Source organism: Pseudomonas alloputida (genome assembly GCF_021283545.2).
GTDB lineage: Bacteria > Pseudomonadota > Gammaproteobacteria > Pseudomonadales > Pseudomonadaceae > Aquipseudomonas > Aquipseudomonas alloputida.
The window spans coordinates 385274-402502 of the sequence record NZ_CP128540.1; the positions used below are offsets into that span (position 1 = coordinate 385274).

Here is a 17229-nt window from a genome sequence, read left to right on the forward strand (position 1 = left end):
GGCTCCGCTGTCAGTGGGCCGGCGGTGGTTGATCTGGCAGTGTCAGCCAGTCACTGCTGCGCCCTGCCTGGCGAACGCGTATCAGCCACTGGCCGTTTTCGTGGCGCAGCACCGCCCACGGCACCACCCCGGCGTTGCTGGCAACGGCAATCTCCAAGTGGTAATGATCCGGTAGAAGGTGGCGGCGCACAGGCAACTGCCCGTTCTCGAGTGCCAGGTACAGCTGATCGTCAGCCTGAAAAAGCCCTTGTTCGATGTTTACCGGCAGGCCGGCCACAGGCGTTTGTAGATAGCAGTCCTGCAGTAATTGCTTCAGGTCGGGCAGCCCGTCGTACCAGAGCACCGGTGAGTCGATGACCCACTGCCCGTCGGCTTTGCGCTTGAGCGGTTGCTGCAGATAGGCATCTGGCTGGTCAGGGTCAATGGCTCGCCAGCGGTAGCCGTCGAAGCTGACCTGGTAGTAGCGGTTGTCGCTGTCCTTGACGAAATACAGCGACAGCCCACCAAACGCCGAGCTTTGCTCGTATACACCCTCACCGTAGATACCGTCTATGCGATACCGGAGGCTGCTGCTGTCCGGTTGCGCCTGGAAGCGTGCGGGCAGTGGCAGTGGCGGTTGTTTGGGTATTCCGCGCAGGGACCGGCGTAGCAATCTGGAACCGAGAAAACTGGTACCTGCATCGTTGAGGTGGCTAAGCGCCTGATAGGAATGCCGCATCACCCCTTCGACATCCTCTTGGTTGAAGGCCTCGATGCCGTCCAGGATATCGATTGCCATGCGGCCAATCGACAGCACCAGCAACGCGCGGTTGGGCAGCAGCAGGCTGATGAAATCCAGCAAACGCCAGCTCAGCGCCATGACCGACTCCGCATTCACTTCCCTGGTCGTCATGCTGTCGGCGTCGGCCTGGGCGATCAGCGCCCGGGCCTCGGCCATGTAGTAGTCGAAGAAAAGGTCGTCTTTGACCTCGGGCGTGGTCAAATGCGTGCTCAGGCGCCCCTTGTCCAGCAACCGCTGCACCGTGGCGACAGGCAGCAATGGCAGGCGCTGGGCTACGTACGCTCTCAACGTGGGCTGTTGGCGCAATGTGCGAAGCAGTTCGCGGGTTGTTCGAAAACGGCGCCAGGCCCTGCGGTCCGGGGCATCCGGGGTGTATAGCACGCATGCCGGAGACTTGTAGGGGAGGCTGTTGAGCAGAAGCACGCCCTGCAGGGTATGGCCCATGATGTTCAACTGCCGAACAGTGACCGGGTAGCCTGCTACTGGCGCACGCAAGGCATTGTGTGGTTGGTCCAACACTGCGCGCACCCAGTTGTAGCCATGTTCGAAAGGGTCTTCGCCAAAGTGTCCGGCGTAGCGCGCCTTGACTGCTTCAGCGTGCATGCGTGCACGGTTGACCTTGCTGTGCGCAGTCAGGCGCCATTTGCCTGCTCTGGAACTGATGAGTTGGGTGTGCAGGTACTTTGCGTAGCTGTCACCCACGTTCAGTTCCCGGACCATGTGCTTGACATACTGCGGCGTGAGCCCGGCGGGCATGGCTTTGCCGTGGGCATGGATCACCCGGGCAGTCAGCCAGTAGTCGGTATCGAACCACGGCAAGTTCTTGAGGGCGATCTCTTCGAGGGTGTTGATTTCCTCGACCATCTCCACCATCTCGTGGCCCACGCGTCGCATGCCTGCATAGGTGACATAGGATGAGAGGGCGAAGGGATGCATGATGGCGCCCGTGCGGCGGGCGCGTACGACCACGATCTTGATCTCGCGAGGATCTGTTTCGTACCCCAGGTCATGGCTCAGGCGCTCGCGAAGGCGTGCGTTGGCCCAGGCCAGCAGGCTATTGCGTTGCTTGAAGTCGTCAAGGCTCAGCACTCCCGGGGCAGCAGCCTGCTCGGCGATTGCCACCAGCGTTTGCATGGCCTGCATCATATGGCTCAGGCCTTGCGCAGATGTATTGCGCAGCCAGTTGGGCAGGTGCTTCTCAAGCAATTGGGAGTAGCGTGTTTGCAGGATGGGTTTGGCGCCGACTTCGTGCCATAGCGCCAGGGCTTTATGTATTTGGATGTGCTGGTCGGGTGAGGCGTTGCTCCACAAGCCGGTGTCACTCAAGCGTTGGCGTTGGGCTTCTATCGCACTGTCGATCTGGGCCTCCAGCAGGTTATCGGCGTACCAGTCATAGCGCAGACGCTTTGACCGGCGAGCGCGGTCCGCCTGCGTGTCAGTGTACAGATGCAGCAGCGGTCTGCTCTGGAGTGGGTCTTCCAGGCGTTCGCAAAGCTCCTGGTGCAGTGCGCCCAGTGAGTCGAAAGCCTCGATGCCTTGTGACAGGCTGCACAGCAAGGCAGCGCCTGCGGCATCCTGAGGCGTGAGCATAGGGCCTTCGGCGGTACCGGCAACGATGATCAGTGTGCCTGGCAGGTAGCTTCGCCAGTTGGGCCGTAGGCCTTCCAGCAGAACGCGGTAGACCTGTGGCCTTTTGGCCAGGGGCATATGCCTGCGCTGGGAGGGTAGTGGCAGGTGCAGGCAGGCCCATAGTTGATCGGCTGAGCGGTAGCCCAAGGTCTCGTCGCCCAGGCGCAGTTCAACCTCGGCCAGCATCAGCGCCTTGCGCAGTGCCAGCAGCTTTTGTCTGGGGGTTTCACCATGCTCATCGGCCGTGGTCCAGAAGCTGGCCAGTTCACCGTGCAGCCAGGTGCGTGTGTCGGGGTTGATGGGTTGTTGAAGGTCGAGGGTCGGAAGGCCGTCGAGCAGGTCACCGATCTGTCGGTCGATCTGTTCCAGTTGTTCGAGGGGGCGCATTGGGCGGGTCCTTGGTTGAGGAAAACCCCATGCTTGGCAATACCTGCGGTTGCGGGGTGGTAGCGGGCTAGCGCCCCCGACGCCAGAGCAGCCCGCGCAGGCTCAGCAGGGCCGGCAGGCCCAGGCCGGCCCAGGCCAGAACGTCCCAGCCACCGTCGCCGAGCAGCGCAGCGAACAGGCCCAGGAAGCCAAGCAGGGCAATCAACACTGGCCAGGCGAAGAGGCGCGCAGTGGGTTGCGACCTGTGGCTCATGCGCGTGCCTCCCAGGGTTTGCGCTGTTTGCTCCACCACAGGTAGAGGCCGCTGCCGAGCACGATGATTGTCAGCACGTCCAGTAACGCCCAGAGGATCTGCATCGGTCGCCCGCCGTAATCGCCGAAATGCAGTGGCTGCGACAGGCCCATGGCATCCATGTACCAGGGACGGTCGCCTACGGCAGTCACTTCAAGGGTGCGAGCATCGATCAGTACCGGCGTGAACAGGTGCGAACTCAGGTGTGTGGCACCGTTCATGAATACCGCATAGTGGTGCTCACTGGAGAAACGCGTGCCTGGAAACGCGATGAAGTCCGGGCGCATGCCCGGCGCGGCCTGTTCGGCAATGTCCAGCAGGCGAGTGGCTGGAGCGCGCTCGACGAGCGGCGGGGCGTCGCGGTAGGGGGCAACCATCGCAGCCAGGCTGTCGTTGCGCCAGGCCGCAATGACCAGGTCGGACAGGGCACTGATTACCCCGGTCACGCTCACCGTCAATGCCCAGGCCAGGGTGACCACGCCGATCAGGTTGTGCAGGTCGAGCCAGCGCAGGCGGCGGGATTTCTTGTGGCGTACGGTGCCGAATTCCAGGCGGCGCATGAACGGCGCATAGAGCACGGTGCCGGAGACAATCGCGACAATGAACAATACGCCCATGAAGGCCAGCAGCAGCTTGCCCGGCAGGCCTGCGAACATGTCCACATGCAGGCGCAGCATCACCATCATGAATCCACCATTGGCGGCCGGCATGGCCACCGCCTCGCCGGTGCGTGCATCGAGCATGAAGGTGTGCGACAGGTTGGGGTCGGTGCTGGCGGTGGCGGCGGTAATGGCGACCACGCCGTTGGGCTCGTCTTCATCGTAGCCGAAGTACTGCATGACCTCGCCGGGGCGATGTTGTTCGGCCTTGAGCACCAGTTGCTGCAGGTCGAGGTGCGGGGTGCCTGCCGGCATTTCACGCAGTTCAGGGGCGTCGCCTAGCAGGTGTTCGAGTTCGTGGTGGAAGATAAGGGGCAGGCCGGTGACTGCCAGCAACAGCAGGAACAGGGTACAGACCAGGCTGCTCCAGGTGTGGATCAAGGACCAGCGGCGGATGGTGGGGCTCTTCATCACGGTACCGATTGTTGTCGGTTGGAACCCGGGGCCGCAAGGCGGCCCCAGCTCACTCAGAACTTGTAAGTGGCGCTGGCGACAACGCTGCGCTCATCGCCGTAGTAGCAGTAGTAGGAGTCACAAGTAGAGAGGTAATCCTTGTTCAGCAGGTTGGTGGCGGTGACCGCGACCGACGCGCCCTCCAGGCTGCCGTTCAGGCGACCCAGGTCGTAATGCACCGACCCATCGAAGACGGTGTAGGCCTTGGCCTTGCCCAGGTAGGTATTGCCTTGGTCGCCGTAGGTATTGCCGGTATAACGCGCGCCCAGGCCGATGCCGAAGCCGTCGAGTACGCCCGAGTGCCAGGTGTAGTCGCCCCAGATGGACGCTTGCTGGTTAGGCATCAGTTGCAGGCGGTTACCTTTGAAATCGCCGTCCTGCACCTCGGACTTGGCCAGGGTGTAGGCGGCAATCACCTTCAGGTTGTCGGTCACATCGGAAACCGCTTCCAGCTCTAGGCCGCGGACTTTCACTTCGCCGGTCTGGCTGGTGATGGTCACACCACCGACCGTGTTGGTGACCGAGACGTTTTTCTGAGTCAGGTCGTACACGGCTGCCGACAACAGGGTGTTGGACCCCGGCGGCTGATACTTCACGCCCAGCTCCCACTGTTTGCCTTCGGTGGGCTTGAACGAGTCCGAGGCCGACACACTGGCATTGCTGGACGGCTGGAACGACTCGGCATAGGACAGGTACGGCACGAAGCCCGAGTCGAACACGTAGCTGATGGCTGCGTTGCCGCTGAACTTCTTGTCCCGCTGGGTATTGGTGGCATCGCCCTGGTTGAAGAACTTGGTGCCGGTGTGCACCCAGTCTTCACGACCGCCCAGGGTCAGGCGCCAGTTACCAAGCGCCATCTGGTCCTGCACATACAGGCCGGTCTGACGGGTTTTCTGGTTGTAGTCGTAAAACGCGGTCGACCGATCAGGGCGAGTGATCGGCAGCCCGTAGACCGGGTTGTTGACGTTGCTGTCCGGCACGTTGAAGTCGAAGATCGACAGGTAGTTGGTGTTGATGCGCTGGTGGTCCAGGCCGATCAACAGCGTGTGGTCGATGTCCCCGGTAGCGAAGTCCGCCTGGAAGTTGTTGTCCACCGCGAACTGGCTGATGTCTTCATCGGTGTTGGTGGACATGCGGCTGACAGTGCCATCGTCCTGCACCGGCGGCGAGCTCTTGTTGTAGCTGCCAGGGGTGATGGTCTGGAACGACAGGTCCGACTTGGTGTAGCAGGTTCTGGCGGAACTGCCAGACGTCATTGATGCGGTGTTCGAAGGCGTAACCCAGCGCGTAGTAAGTGCGGTCGTAGAACTCGTAATCCGGGTCACCCAGGTTCTTGTGGTGCGAGATCTTGCCGAACGGCATGTCGATCTTGGTGCCCTGGATGGGCCGGAACTGGCTGGTGGCACCGGTATCGTCACGGGTGAACTGGGTGAGGAAGGTCAGCGTCGTGTCTTCGTCAATGTTCCAGGTCAGGCTTGGGGCAATGTTGTAGCGCTTGTTGTCGATGTGGTCGATTTGGGTGCCACTGTCACGAATAACGCCACTGACGCCATAGAGAAAGCGACCTTCATCGTCGATCTTGCCGGTGCTGGCGAAGTTGATCTGGCGATGGTTGTCGCTGCCGTATTGAAGCTCGATTTCGTGAGCGCTTTCGGCTTGCGGACGGCGGCTGACCATGTCCAGCAGGCCGCCAGGTGGAGTCTGGCCGTAAATCGAAGAGGCCGGGCCGCGCAGCAGGGCGAGGCGGTCGAGGTTCCAGGTTTCGGCTTTCGGGTTGGCATACACGCCGCGGGGCAGGGGTAGGCCATCGAGGAACTGCGTTGGCTCGAAGCCGCGCACGCGCATCCAGTCATACCGCGTATCGCTGCCGAAGCTGGCAGAGACGATGCCCGGCATATAGCGCACTGCATCATCCAGGCTGTGTACACCGCGGTCTTTCATTTGCTCGCGGGTGGCGACAGAGACGGAGCGGGGGACTTCCACAAGTGCCGTGTCAGTCTTGGTGCCAGCAGCGGTGCGCTTGGCCACGTAGCCTTCAACCGGGCCCCAGGCGCTTTCGCTGGCGCTGGTGGCATTCACGGTGGTTTCCGGCAAGGCCAGTGTGCCATCCGGCACGGCCACCAGGCTGTAGCTGCCCGCACTGCTCTGCTGCAACTGCAGGCCGGTACCGCTCAGGGCGGCTTGCAGGGCGCCCAGGCCGTCGTATTGGCCGCTGACCGGGGCCGAGGTGCGGCCGCTGACCAGTGCCGGGTCGATGGCCAAGGCAATGCCGGCCTGGCTGGCGATCTGGTTGAGGGTGGTGGCCAGTGGCGCGCTGGGCAGGTTGTAGGCGCGCGACGTGGATTGCTCGGCGGCGAACAAGGCAGGGCTGGTCAGCGGGGCAGCCAGGCCGATGGCCAGGGCCATCAGGCTGGGGCGCAGGATATGATCAACGGCACGGGACATGCGGCGGTTCCTCGACGGGTAAGTGCTTGCTGCTTCCTTGCCGAGCGAGATCTGAAAAGTGACAGGGTGAATCTGAAAAATATTGAGAATTATTTAATGGGATTTTGCCAGCACCGGCCTCTTCGCGGGTGAACCCGCTCCTACGACGACCCCGATGTGTGTCCACCACCGTGGTAGGAGCGGGTTTACCCGCGAATACGGTGGCGGCGGCAACGCTGAACGACTGGTGGAGATTGGCCAGCAAGCCCGGCCTATTTGGAAGTGACGTTCACCCACCACTGCGTATGCCGCTCGATCTTGACCGGCAACGCCGGCACCAGTGAGGCCAGCGCCAGGTCGGTGTTGGTCAGCGGGAAGCTGCCGGTCACGCGCAGGTCGGCGACCTTGGCATCCACCCCGAGGTAGCCGCTGCGGTACTGGCCCAATGTGGCGAGCAGGTCGCCCAAGCGTACGTTGTCGACCACCAGCATGCCGCGGGTCCAGGCATCGGCACCGGCAGGCACCGTGCCAACCTCGCCGAGGCCGTTGGCGTTCATCAACACCTGCTGGCCTTCGCGCAGCACCTGTTCGTCGCCGCTGTCATGCGGCATGGCGGCGACCGAGGCTTGCAGCACTTCCAGGCGCGTACCGCCGGCTTCGCGGCGCACCAGGAAGCGCGTGCCCAGTGGCCGCAAGCGACCGTCTTCAGTGCGTACCAGCAGCGGGCGCGGGTCCTGGTGGCCGGTTTCGACCGAGATTTCGCCCTGGTGCAGCACGATCACCCGTTGCGCGCCGGCGTACTCGATGTCCACGGCGGTGTGGGTGTTCAGGCTCAGCAGTGTGCCGTCTTCTAGGCGCAAGGTGCGTAATTCACCCGTGGCGGTGCGCTGGTCGGCCAGCCAGTAGCTGGGTGCCAGCGACGGGGCGCCGACCCATGCCAGCAGCGCGCCGAGCAGAAACGTGCCGGCCAGCCCGCCGCCAACCTTGCCAATGCGTCGCCGCAGGCTGGCGCGCGATTGCAGCAGCGCCTGGCGTGCCGGGCCAGCTGCCGCGCTAACGCGTTGGTCCATGGCGCCGAGCTGGCGCCAGGCACGTGCGTGCTCTTCGCTGGCGGCATGCCAGCGCATGAATTCGTTGCGTTCATCAGGCGTGCCGCTGCTCTCGCCAAGGCTGAGTTTCCAGGCAATCGCGGCTTCCAGGACCCGGGACGAAACCGGGAGGTTGCTCACGTCGGCTCCCCGTACAAGGCCACGTAGCACTGGCGCATGCCTTGGGCGATGTACTGGCGCACCCGCGATACCGAAACGCCAAGGCGCTCGGCAATTTCGGCATGGCCCATGCCGTCCAGACGGCTGTGCAGAAACGCCGCGCGAGCCTTGCTCGACAGCTTGCCGAGCAGGCGGTCGATGGCTTTGAGGTCTTCAAGGATCAGGTGCTGCATTTCTGGCGAGGGCTGTTCGGCTTCAGGGATCAGTGCCAGCTCGGCCAGGTAGGCCTGTTCCAGCGCGGCGCGGCGGAAGTGGTCGAACATCAGCCCCTTGGCCACGGCGGCCAGAAACGCGCGGGGTTCGCGGGGGGTGTCCAGTTGCTCACGACCAAGCAGGCGCACGAAGGTGTCCTGGCTCAGGTCTTCAGCACGCTGGCGGCAGGCCATGCTGCGTTGCAGCCAGGCGAGCAGCCAGCCGCGGTGGTCGCGGTACAGCGCACCGACCAGATCGGCGTGTGGGCTTTGTGCAGAAGACAAGCAGCGTCCCCCCGGAACGAATGCATTAACTAACGATAATTATTCGCGATTGTTGCAGAGGGGAGGGGGTGGGTGCAATGGACGCTTATCGGATCGCCATCATGGAAAAGGCTGAAGGGTATGCCTTGGAATTTTCAGTGCCTATCCCTACAAACCATGACTCTGCATCTTGCGCCGTCGCCACCCGCGCAACCGTTGCTCCAGCTGCAGCGGGCTGTCCAGCTGCTGGCGCCGGGCCTGGCTGAACAGGATCAGCGCCAGTTCTGCGGTCACCTGGGCATCGGCACTGGCATGATGGCGTTCTTCAACCTGCAAGCCAAACCGCGCTACCCAGTCATCCAGCCCGGCCTCGCGCAGCACGGTGTCGGGGTTGAGCATCGGCGCCAGCTCGGCGATATCGAGGAATGGCGACTGCAAGCGGTAACCCAGGCTCTCTTTCAGCGCACGCGCCAGCATGCGCTGGTCGAATGGCGCGTGAAACGCCAGCACCGGGCTGTTGCCAATGAAATCGAGCAAATCCAGCAGGGCCTCGGCCGGGTCGCAACCGGCAGCCAGGGCGCTGGGGCCCAAACCGTGGATCAGTACGCTGGCGTTGGTCTTCTGCAAAGGCCGGTGCAGTGTGCGTTCGAACTGCTGGGCAAAGTCGATGGCACCGTCTTCGATGGCCACCGCCCCGATCGACAGTACCTGATCACGGTTGGGGTTGAGCCCGCTGGTTTCCAGGTCCAGCACCACCCAGCGCTGCTCACGCAGGGTACATACCCCCAGCGGCACGGGCTTGGGCAACCGGGCCAGGCGCTGGCGTGTGGTGTGGTCCAGCTCGGGCGCGCTGGGGCGCAGCCAGGCGAACAGGCTCATAGCTGATACCGCAAGGCCAGGCTGCTTTGCAGGCGCTGGGCCTGGCGCAGGGACTCGCGCAGGATGCGCCGGTCCAGGTGGTTGAGGCTGTCCGGGTCGAGCCGGTTGGAGTAAGGCAGGTTGTCGCGTATCTGGCGCTGGTGCTGCTGCATGCGGGTTTGCTGGATGAAGTGGTAGGCCTCTTCATAGGCGGCGCCGTCCAACGGTTCGATCACGCCCTTGGCTACCAGTTGGCGCAGGCGCTCCAGGGTATTGCAGGCAGCTATGCCATTGGCCAGGGCCAGCAAACGGGCACCATCCACGAAGGGCGTCAGGCCCTGGACCTTGAGGTCGAGGGTCGCCGCCTTGTCGTTGCCTTGGCGTGTCAGCACGAACTCGCGCAACCGGCCCACCGGCGGGCGTTGGCGCAGGGCGTTGTCAGCCATCATGCGCTGGAAGATGCGGTTGTCGGCTACCTGTGCCAGCAGGCCCTGGCGCAGCTGCTCGCAGCCTTGCTCGTCGCCCCACACCACACGCAGGTCGAAGTAGATGCTCGAGCCCAGCAGGTTCTCCGGGCTGGCTTCGCGGACAAACCCGGCAAAGCGCCGCGCCCACTCGCTGCGCGACAGGCACAGTTCGGGGTTGCCGGCCATGACGTTACCCATGCACAGGGTGAAACCGCACTGGGCCAGGCATTGGTTGATGTATTGCGCCAGCGGCAGCAGGCGAGCGCGGATGGCGTCGGCCTCGGCGCTGTCGACTGCTTCGAAGAGGATGCCGTTGTCCTGGTCGGTGTGCAGGGTCTGCTCACGTCGCCCTTCGCTGCCAAAGCACAGCCAGCTAAACGGCACGCCCGGGTCGCCACGTTCGGCCAGGGCCAGTTCGATGACCCGGCACACGGTATGGTCGTTGAGCAAGGTAATGATCTGGGTGATCTGCGTCGACGATGCGCCATGGGCCAGCATGCGTTCTACAAGCTGGCTGATTTCGCCGCGCAGCGAAACCAGCGTATCCAGGCGTGGCGCATGGCGTATGGTGCGCGCCAGGTGAACCAGATCGACCCGTTGCAGGGAGAACAGGTCGCGCTCGGAAACCACGCCGCACAGGCGTCCGTTTTCCACCAGGCAGACATGGGCAATATGCCGCTCGGTCATGGCCATGGCGGCATCGAAGGCGCTGGCCTGGGGTGGGAGGTAGAACGGTTTGGCGGTCATGTGCCGGTCGATGGCGGCGCCCAGGTCGGTATCTACTGTCGCCACCACCTGGCGCAGGTCGCGCAAGGTGAAGATACCGATGGGGTAGCGCTGCGGGTCGACCACCACGATGCTGCCCACCTGTTGCTCGTGCATCAGCCGCACGGCTTCGCGCAGGGGCGTATGGGCGCTGCACACCACCGGGTGACGCATGGCCAGTTCACCCAGGGGGGTGTTCAGCGAGTACTGGGTGCCGAGGGTTTCCACAGCGCGCTGGCGTACTTGCTGATTGACCTGATCAAGCAGGCTGCTGACACCGCGCAGGGCAAAATCCCGAAACACATCAGACATCGAGAACACGCGGATGAATGCTGCCTTGTTCAGTTGCAGGCAGAAGGTGTCTTCCCCGGCCAGGTGCTCGGTGCGGGTTGCCCGCTCACCCAGCAGGGCTGCCAGCGGGAAGCACTCCCCGCTGGTGATCTCGAACGTGGTTTCGACACCCGGTTTGGCCAGGTGCTGGCGCTCGCCAACCACGCGTCCCTGCTTGACGATGTAGAAGTGCTCGACCGGCCCGTCGGCAGGTTTGACGATGCTTTCACCGCAGGCGTAGAAGCGCAGCTGGCACTGCTCGACCAAGAAGGCCAGGTGGCTGTGCTCCATCTGATTGAACGGCGGAAAGCGCTGCAGGAACTGCAATGTGCCCTGGATGTTTTGCAGTACCGCTGTCTTGCCCGCCTGGCTATAGGCGTCCTTTTTGCTCATGAAACTGACCGTATCGCTATGCCGAACTATATATATCTATATATAGGTACCGGCCATGTTGTTCTCTGCCTCCATGGTCGGCTTGCGGCGGGGTGGTGCCCATTGGACGTAAGTCTATGAGCGCCCTTGTCAAAGACCCGACGAAAGGCGAAACGGGTTACGCGAGTAATGCGGTCCTAATGCTGAAGCGGAATTTTTTTGACGAGATGAGCATGCCTGAGCACACCGACATCCTGAGCGACGCCGAGCGCGAGGCCTTGGCCGTGATAAACCAAAGTGCGCCTGTGGCAGCCAGACCGTTGGTGCTGGTGGTGGATGACAACGCGGTTAACCGGGAGGCGCTGATCCTGTACCTGAAAAGCCGGGGCATCGATGCGGTGGGGGCGGATGGGGCCGAGGAAGCCAGGTTGTACCTGCACTATCAGAAGCGTATCGGCTTGATGATTACCGATTTGCGCATGCAGCCTGAAAGTGGATTGGACTTGATCAGGACGATTCGTGCGTCGGAGCGGGCGGCGTTGTCGATCATTGTGGTGTCGGGCGACACCGATGTGGAAGAGGCAGTGGATGTGATGCACCTGGGGGTGGTGGACTTCCTGCTCAAGCCGGTGGATCTGGGCAAGCTGTTGGAGCTGGTGAACAAAGAACTGAAAATTGGATGATGCGCCAGGGGGACCGTAAAACGGTCCCCCTGGCAGCAGATGCTGCTTACAACCCGTTACGCGCCTTGAACTCGCGGCGACGGCGGTGCAGTACCGGCTCGGTATAACCGTTCGGTTGCTTGCCACCTTCCACTACCAGTTCCACAGCCGCCTGGAACGCCACGTTGTCGTCGAAGTTGGGCGCCATCGGGCGGTACAGGGGGTCGCCAGCGTTCTGCTGATCGACCACCACGGCCATGCGCTTGAGGCTTTCCAGCACCTGTTCCTGGCTGACCACGCCGTGGCGCAGCCAGTTGGCCAGCAGCTGGGCAGAAATGCGCAGGGTGGCACGGTCTTCCATCAGGCCGACGTTGTTGATGTCCGGCACCTTCGAGCAACCCACGCCCTGGTCGATCCAGCGCACCACGTAGCCGAGAATGCCCTGGGCGTTGTTGTCCAGCTCGTTGCGGATCTCTTCGGCCGACCAGTTGGTGTCGGCAGCCAGCGGAATGGCCAGAATGTCATCCACCGACGCCGGGGTACGTGAAGCCAGTTCACGCTGGCGCGCCTGTACGTCCACCTTGTGGTAGTGCAGGGCGTGCAGGGTGGCGGCAGTTGGCGACGGTACCCAGGCGGTGTTGGCACCGGCCAGTGGGTGGGCGATCTTCTGCTCGAGCATGGCGGCCATCAGGTCAGGCATGGCCCACATGCCTTTGCCGATCTGCGCACGGCCTTGCAGGCCGGTGGCCAGGCCAACGTCGACGTTGTTGTTTTCGTAGGCGCCGATCCACTTCTCGTTCTTCATGGCACCTTTGCGCACCACGGCGCCGGCTTCCATCGAGGTGTGGATTTCATCGCCAGTGCGGTCAAGGAAGCCGGTGTTGATGAACACCACGCGCTCGGCGGCTGCCTTGATGCAGGACTTGAGGTTGACCGTGGTACGGCGTTCCTCGTCCATGATGCCGACCTTGACGGTGTTGCGCGGCATGCCCAGCAGGTCTTCGACCTGGCTGAAGATCTCGGTGGCGAAGGCCACTTCCTCAGGGCCGTGCATCTTCGGCTTGACGATGTACACGCTGCCGCTGCGGGTATTCTTGCGGCTGGTGTTGCCGTTGAGGTTGTGCAGGGCGATCAGGTTGGTGAACAGCCCGTCCTGGATACCTTCGGGGATTTCGTTGCCTTGGGCATCGAGGATCGCCGGGTTGGTCATCAGGTGGCCAACGTTGCGCACGAACAGCAACGAACGACCGTGCAGGGTCACGCTGCCGCCGTTAGGCGCCGCGTACTCGCGGTCCGGGTTCATGGTGCGGGTGAAGGTTTTGCCACCCTTGCTCACGCTTTCGGCCAGGTCGCCTTTCATCAAGCCCAGCCAGTTGCGGTAGACGATGACTTTGTCGTCAGCGTCTACGGCTGCAACCGAGTCTTCGCAGTCCATGATGGTGGTCAGTGCCGACTCCATCAGGATGTCTTTGACGCCAGCGGCGTCGGTGCTGCCGACGGGGGTGCTGGCATCGACCTGGATTTCGAAGTGCAGGCCGTTGTGCTTGAGCAGCACGGCAGTGGGCGCGGCGGCGTCGCCGTGGAAGCCGATCAGTTGCGCATCGTCGCGCAGGCCAGTGTTGCTGCCGCCTTTCAGGGCAACAACCAGCTTGCCGCCTTCGATGCGGTAGCCCGTGGAGTCAACGTGCGAGCCGGCGGCCAGTGGCGCGGCTTCGTCGAGGAAGGCACGGGCGAAGGCGATGACCTTGTCGCCGCGCACCTTGTTGTAACCCTGGCCTTTTTCGGCGCCGCCTTCATCGCTGATGGCATCGGTGCCGTACAGGGCGTCGTACAGCGAACCCCAACGGGCGTTGGCGGCGTTCAGGGCGAAGCGGGCGTTCATCACCGGCACGACCAGTTGTGGGCCGGCCATGTGGGCGATTTCTTCGTCCACGTTCTGGGTGGTGGCCTGGAAATCGTCGGCTTGTGGCAGCAGGTAGCCGATTTCCTGGAGGAATGCTTTGTAGGCTGCGGCGTCGTGGGCCTGGCCTTTGCGTGCCTGGTGCCAGGCGTCGATCTTGGCTTGCAGCTCGTCGCGCTTGGCGAGCAGGGCTTTGTTCTTTGGAGCGAGGTCATTGATGATCTTCTCTGCACCCGCCCAGAACTGCTCGGCGACGATGCCGGTCCCGGGGATGGCTTCGTTGTTCACGAAGTCGTACAGGACCTTGGCGACCTGAAGGCCACCGACTTGAACGTATCCAGTCATTGCTTGCCTCACTCTGCTCAGCTATTTCGCTCTTCTGTATTAAGCCTGTAGCGCTTCTCTAAACACGGCACCAGTGCATGCCCCCGGGGTTGCTTGGGGGCGGCTGGGTGCGGCCTGCCAGACAGGCTGGCGGGCAGTGTGCGTATTTTCACAGGCGCCTTGGCAGACATCCAAACGACGTTTTGTAGTCCGCGCCACGGGATACTACATGAAGCAGTAGGCGGGGCAAAATCAGACTAAAAGCGCCGTTATGCGACCCGTTGGTCGCGTATGGTCACGCTGGGAGTAGGTATGTTCGCAAAAAACAGGTGGATTGTTCCAGATAAATCTTGAAACAGTACACGATTGGCTGTGCAGATTGCCCTGCGGCAGGTTGCCGCGCCTTGCCTATACTGACTCGATCCCCCGATTTTCTGCCGCCCGGCGCGGTCCGACACGAGGAAGGGCTTGTGGATCATCTTGTACTGACTGTAATTGCCCCTGACAAGGCCGGCCAGGTCGAACGTATTGCCCAGTGCATCGCCGACCACAGTGGTAACTGGCTGGAAAGCCGCATGTCGCGTATGGCCGGGCAGTTTGCTGGCATTCTGCGGGTGGCGGTGCCGGCAGAGAATTACGCCGAGCTTGTGGCCTCGCTGCAGGGGCTGGCCAGGTATGACATTCGCGTGCTGATCGCCGAGAGCGGGATTGAGCCGTCGTGCACCTGGAAGCCAATTGCCATGGAGCTGGTGGGTAACGACCGGCCGGGGATCGTGCGGGACATTACCCGCTTGCTGGCTGAGCTGCAGGTAAACGTCGAGCGGTTTTCCACAGAAGTGCGGCCGGCGCCGATGAGCAGTGAGCCGTTGTTCCACGCCGACGCATTGCTGGCGTTGCCGTTGACCTTGCCGCTGGAAGAACTGCAGCAGCGGCTGGAGAGCCTGGCGGATGACTTGATGGTGGAGTTGAAGCTGCGGGCAGAGGATTGATCAGCAAGCGGCCATCTGCGGTTATCCCGATATCACGGGGAAGGCCCTGTGGATAACCTGGGGGTGTACCTCTCCAGCCCAGGTATCACGTGCCTTGTACGGTTTTGCTCAAAAAATGCCCAATTATCAGCAGCTTGTGCACAAAGCGCGGGGACGAGGGTGTGGATAACCTATGGAGATGTCTCTGCAGGCCAGGCGCTACATGACCTGCAGAGTTTTGATCGTTTTCTGATCAGCTACGTTTGCGCAAGTTCAGCCATGCATCGACGCTGTAAATCGCCAAACCTGCCCAGATGAACATGAAGGCCGCCAGGGTGCTCGACGACAAATGCTCGTCGAACAGCACTACGGCCTGCAACAGCACCAAGGTCGGCGCCAGGTACTGCAGGAAGCCCAGCGTGGTGTACGGCAGGTGCCGTGCGGCGGCGTTGAAGCATACCAGCGGCACCAGCGTCACCGGCCCGGCCGCCATCAGCCACAGCGCCTCGCTGCTGGTATAGAACGCGCCCTGGGCACTCATCGCTGTCGGGTGCAGTAGCAGCCAGCCAAGGGCCAGCGGTACCAGCATCCAGGTTTCCACCACCAGGCCGGGCAGCGCAGCCACCGGCGCCTGCTTACGGATCAGCCCATAGAAGCCGAAGCTCAACGCCAGCACCAGTGATACCCACGGCAGGCTGCCCACTTGCCACACCTGCTGCGCCACACCCACGGCAGCCATGCCCACCGCCAGCCATTGCAGGCGGCGCAGGCGCTCACCAAGAATCAGCATGCCCAGCAGTACATTGATCAGCGGGTTGATGTAATAGCCCAGGCTGGCCTCGAGCATACGGCCGTTGTTCACCGACCACACGTAGGTCAGCCAGTTGCCGGCGATCAGTGCCCCGCTCAGTGCCAGGATGCCCAGCCGGCGCGGGTTGTTGCGCAGTTCACGCCACCAGCCGGGGTGTTTCCACACCAGTAGCAGCAGCGAGCCGAACAGTGCTGACCAGAGCACCCGGTGGACAATGATCTCCACCGCCGGGACGCTCTGGATTGCCTTGAAGTAGAGGGGGAAAAGGCCCCAGATGATGTAGGCGCTCAAGCCCAGTATGTACCCGCGACGCGGGTTTGCGGCGTGCATGCAGAATCCTTGCTTAGGTTGCTAAATAAAGCGACGCCTATTGTAGACAGAGGCGGGCGTGCTTCTAGAACAATTTCAGCGGAGCTTCATCCAGCGCAGCCATCTGTTCGCGCAAGGCGAGAATCTGGTCGCCCCAGTAGCGTGGCTGGCCGAACCAAGGGAAGCTGGGCGGGAACGCCGGGTCGTCCCAGCGCCTTGCCAGCCAGGCGCTATAGTGCAGCTGGCGCAGGGCGCGCAGGGGCTCGATCAGGGCCAGTTCGCGCGGGTCGAAGTCGTGGAACTCGTTGTAGCCGTCGATCAGCTCGGCCAGTTGCCCCAGGCGCTCCTCGCGGTTGCCGGCCAGCATCATCCACAGGTCTTGCACCGCTGGGCCCATGCGGCAATCGTCGAGGTCGACCACGTGGTACACCTCATCGCGGTGCATCAGGTTGCCGGGGTGCAGGTCGCCGTGCAGGCGGATGAGCTGGTGTGGTGTGCGAGCGTAGATGTCCTCCACCCGCTTGAGCAGATCGCGGGCCACGGACTCGAACGCCGGCAGCAGTTCATGTGGGACAAAATTACCCTCCAGCAAGGTGTTCAGCGAGGCGTGGCCAAAGTTGTCCACAGCCAGTGCCTCACGGTGCTTGAACGGCTTGCTGGCGCCCACGGCATGCAGGCGGCCAAGTAACTGGCCCAGCCGATACAACTGGTCGAGGTTGCCAGGTTCGGGGGCGTGGCCGCCGCGACGGGGGAACAGCGTGAAGCGGAAGCCCTTGTGTTCGAACAAGGTGCGGTCATCGTGCTGCATGGGCGCAACCACCGGGACTTCGCAGTCGGCGAGTTCGGCCGTGAAGGCGTGCTCTTCGAGGATGGCTGCATCGCTCCAGCGGCCTGGGCGGTAGAACTTGGCAATCAACGGCTGCGCGTCTTCGATGCCCACCTGGTACACGCGGTTCTCGTAGCTGTTCAGCGCCAGCACCCGAGCGTCGCTGAGAAAGCCCAGGCTTTCCACTGCGTCCAGGACCAGGTCGGGGGTGAGGGTGTCGAAGGGGTGGGACATGGTGGCTCCGGAGGGTAAGCGGCGTGGGGCCATGGTAGCGCGTTATGCCTGTGCC

13 protein-coding genes and 1 pseudogene are annotated in these 17229 nt (G+C 62.8%); 2 read left to right on the forward strand and 12 right to left on the reverse strand.

What is annotated here, in order from left to right; genetic code table 11:
* Positions 1–10: 10 nt before the first annotated feature.
* The 9 genes and pseudogenes from LU682_RS01670 to LU682_RS01710 all read right to left on the reverse strand — a co-directional run bounded on the left by LU682_RS01670 (position 11) and on the right by LU682_RS01710 (position 11161).
* Complete coding sequence (locus LU682_RS01670) at positions 11–2797, reverse strand: dermonecrotic toxin domain-containing protein (RefSeq protein ID WP_060489129.1); 2787 nt, start codon at positions 2795–2797, stop codon at positions 11–13.
* A 67-nt stretch (positions 2798–2864) separates the two neighbouring features.
* A complete protein-coding gene (locus LU682_RS01675; RefSeq protein WP_019750253.1) occupies positions 2865–3050 on the reverse strand; it encodes a hypothetical protein in 186 nt (61 codons plus the stop codon).
* Positions 3047–4159, reverse strand: a complete 1113-nt coding sequence (locus LU682_RS01680; protein ID WP_010951701.1) for a PepSY-associated TM helix domain-containing protein — start codon at positions 4157–4159, stop codon at positions 3047–3049. Before LU682_RS01680 ends, LU682_RS01675 begins: the two co-directional genes overlap by 4 nt.
* Before the next feature lie 56 nt (positions 4160–4215).
* Positions 4216–5457 carry a TonB-dependent siderophore receptor gene (locus LU682_RS01685; protein ID WP_332879988.1) on the reverse strand — a complete coding sequence of 414 codons (1242 nt, stop codon included), beginning with the start codon at positions 5455–5457 and terminating at the stop codon, positions 4216–4218.
* Positions 5458–5947: 490 nt separating this feature from the next.
* Positions 5948–6646: pseudogene (locus LU682_RS29775) on the reverse strand (STN domain-containing protein); the annotation flags it as partial.
* A 251-nt stretch (positions 6647–6897) separates the two neighbouring features.
* Positions 6898–7854 carry a FecR domain-containing protein gene (locus LU682_RS01695; RefSeq protein ID WP_010951703.1) on the reverse strand — a complete coding sequence of 319 codons (957 nt, stop codon included), beginning with the start codon at positions 7852–7854 and terminating at the stop codon, positions 6898–6900.
* A complete protein-coding gene (locus tag LU682_RS01700) occupies positions 7851–8369 on the reverse strand; it encodes an RNA polymerase sigma factor (protein WP_010951704.1) in 519 nt (172 codons plus the stop codon). Before LU682_RS01700 ends, LU682_RS01695 begins: the two co-directional genes overlap by 4 nt.
* A 147-nt stretch (positions 8370–8516) precedes the next feature.
* A complete protein-coding gene (locus tag LU682_RS01705) occupies positions 8517–9227 on the reverse strand; it encodes a 3'-5' exonuclease (protein ID WP_010951705.1) in 711 nt (236 codons plus the stop codon).
* On the reverse strand, positions 9224–11161 hold the full coding sequence (locus tag LU682_RS01710; RefSeq protein ID WP_010951706.1) for a putative nucleotidyltransferase substrate binding domain-containing protein: 1938 nt from the start codon (positions 11159–11161) through the stop codon (positions 9224–9226). The genes LU682_RS01705 and LU682_RS01710 overlap by 4 nt, the downstream gene beginning before the upstream one ends.
* A 116-nt stretch (positions 11162–11277) precedes the next feature.
* On the opposite strand from LU682_RS01710, the gene LU682_RS01715 reads away from it, so the two are divergent.
* The gene (locus tag LU682_RS01715; RefSeq protein WP_020192755.1) at positions 11278–11823 is read left to right on the forward strand and encodes a response regulator; all 546 of its coding nucleotides are present in this window, start codon (positions 11278–11280) and stop codon (positions 11821–11823) included.
* Positions 11824–11869: 46 nt separating this feature from the next.
* On the opposite strand, the gene LU682_RS01720 is transcribed toward LU682_RS01715, so the two are convergent.
* A complete protein-coding gene (locus LU682_RS01720) occupies positions 11870–14047 on the reverse strand; it encodes a malate synthase G (protein WP_010951708.1) in 2178 nt (725 codons plus the stop codon).
* Between the two features lie 449 nt (positions 14048–14496).
* Between LU682_RS01720 and LU682_RS01725 the strand changes: the two genes are divergently transcribed.
* Positions 14497–15015, forward strand: coding sequence for a glycine cleavage system transcriptional repressor (locus LU682_RS01725; protein ID WP_010951709.1), 519 nt, complete (start codon positions 14497–14499; stop codon positions 15013–15015).
* Between the two features lie 232 nt (positions 15016–15247).
* On the opposite strand, the gene rarD is transcribed toward LU682_RS01725, so the two are convergent.
* Complete coding sequence (gene rarD, locus LU682_RS01730; RefSeq protein WP_010951710.1) at positions 15248–16135, reverse strand: EamA family transporter RarD; 888 nt, start codon at positions 16133–16135, stop codon at positions 15248–15250.
* A gap of 64 nt (positions 16136–16199) precedes the next feature.
* Complete coding sequence (locus LU682_RS01735) at positions 16200–17174, reverse strand: serine/threonine protein kinase (RefSeq protein WP_049587141.1); 975 nt, start codon at positions 17172–17174, stop codon at positions 16200–16202.
* Positions 17175–17229: the final 55 nt, after the last annotated feature.

What these genes read in the sequence shown, in the direction of transcription:
- LU682_RS01670 (WP_060489129.1), bottom strand. Translation starts at nt 2,797, where the DNA reads ATGCGCCCCCTCGAACAACTGGAACAGATCGACCGACAGATCGGTGAC.
- LU682_RS01675 (WP_019750253.1), bottom strand. Translation starts at nt 3,050, where the DNA reads ATGAGCCACAGGTCGCAACCCACTGCGCGCCTCTTCGCCTGGCCAGTG.
- LU682_RS01680 (WP_010951701.1), bottom strand. Translation starts at nt 4,159, where the DNA reads ATGAAGAGCCCCACCATCCGCCGCTGGTCCTTGATCCACACCTGGAGC.
- LU682_RS01685 (WP_332879988.1), bottom strand. Translation starts at nt 5,457, where the DNA reads ATGACGTCTGGCAGTTCCGCCAGAACCTGCTACACCAAGTCGGACCTG.
- LU682_RS01705 (WP_010951705.1), bottom strand. Translation starts at nt 9,227, where the DNA reads ATGAGCCTGTTCGCCTGGCTGCGCCCCAGCGCGCCCGAGCTGGACCAC.
- LU682_RS01710 (WP_010951706.1), bottom strand. Translation starts at nt 11,161, where the DNA reads ATGAGCAAAAAGGACGCCTATAGCCAGGCGGGCAAGACAGCGGTACTG.
- LU682_RS01715 (WP_020192755.1), top strand. Translation starts at nt 11,278, where the DNA reads ATGAGCGCCCTTGTCAAAGACCCGACGAAAGGCGAAACGGGTTACGCG.
- LU682_RS01720 (WP_010951708.1), bottom strand. Translation starts at nt 14,047, where the DNA reads ATGACTGGATACGTTCAAGTCGGTGGCCTTCAGGTCGCCAAGGTCCTG.
- rarD (WP_010951710.1), bottom strand. Translation starts at nt 16,135, where the DNA reads ATGCACGCCGCAAACCCGCGTCGCGGGTACATACTGGGCTTGAGCGCC.
- LU682_RS01735 (WP_049587141.1), bottom strand. Translation starts at nt 17,174, where the DNA reads ATGTCCCACCCCTTCGACACCCTCACCCCCGACCTGGTCCTGGACGCA.